The following is an 856-nucleotide window of genomic DNA, read 5'->3' on the forward strand; positions in this document are numbered from 1 at the left end:
TCAACAATGAAAAACTATATTGCTAATCACAATATTAACTTCAACATTATTGATGCAGTAGGAATAGCAGGTAAAATAGGTCTTGGTGGAAGAGTTAACATGATTATGCAAGCTGCTTTCTTTAAGCTAGCAGATATAATTCCAGTAGAAGATGCAGTTAAGTATCTTAAAGCTGCTGTTATTACATCATATGGCAAAAAAGGTCAAAAAGTTATTGATATGAATAATGCAGCAATTGATGAAGGCGTTGAATCAGTTGTTAAAGTTAACGTACCAGCAAGCTGGAAAACAGTTAAAGATGCAACTAAAGAATTAGTTGCTAGACCAGATTACGTTAAAAACATTGCTGATGTAATGAACAGACAAGAAGGAGATTCTTTACCTGTTAGTGCATTTGTTGGAATAGAAGACGGAACATTAATGCCTGGAACAGCTGCATTTGAAAAGAGAGGAATTGCTGTTAATGTACCAGAATGGCAAATGGATAATTGTATAGAATGTAATCAATGTGCATTTGTATGTCCTCATGCTGTAATAAGACCTTTCTTAACGAACGATGAAGATCTTAAAAATGCTCCAAAAACTTACGAAAGTAAGAAAGCTATTGGAAAGGGATTCGATGGTCAACACTTTGCAATAGGTATAAGTTTAGAAGATTGTAGTGGCTGTGGTAACTGTGCTGAAGTATGTCCAGCTAAAGAAAAAGCTTTAATCATGAAACCATATGCAACGCAAGAAGCTAAAATACCAAACTGGAAGTTTAACATAAACTTACCTAAGAAAGAAAATCCAATGGGTACATCAACTGTTAAGGGTAGCCAATTTGAGCAACCATTAATGGAATTCAGTGGAGCTT

1 protein-coding gene is annotated in these 856 nt (G+C 34.7%); it reads left to right on the forward strand.

All coding sequences use genetic code 11. The features are described 5' to 3' along the window. The coding region (locus tag KPL38_RS20515) for a 4Fe-4S binding protein (protein WP_216290763.1) at positions 1-856 on the forward strand (856 nt) is incomplete at both ends.

Origin of the sequence: Clostridium psychrophilum (assembly GCF_018861705.1) — a bacterium.
Taxonomy (GTDB): Bacteria; Bacillota; Clostridia; order Clostridiales; family Clostridiaceae; genus Clostridium_AD; species Clostridium_AD psychrophilum.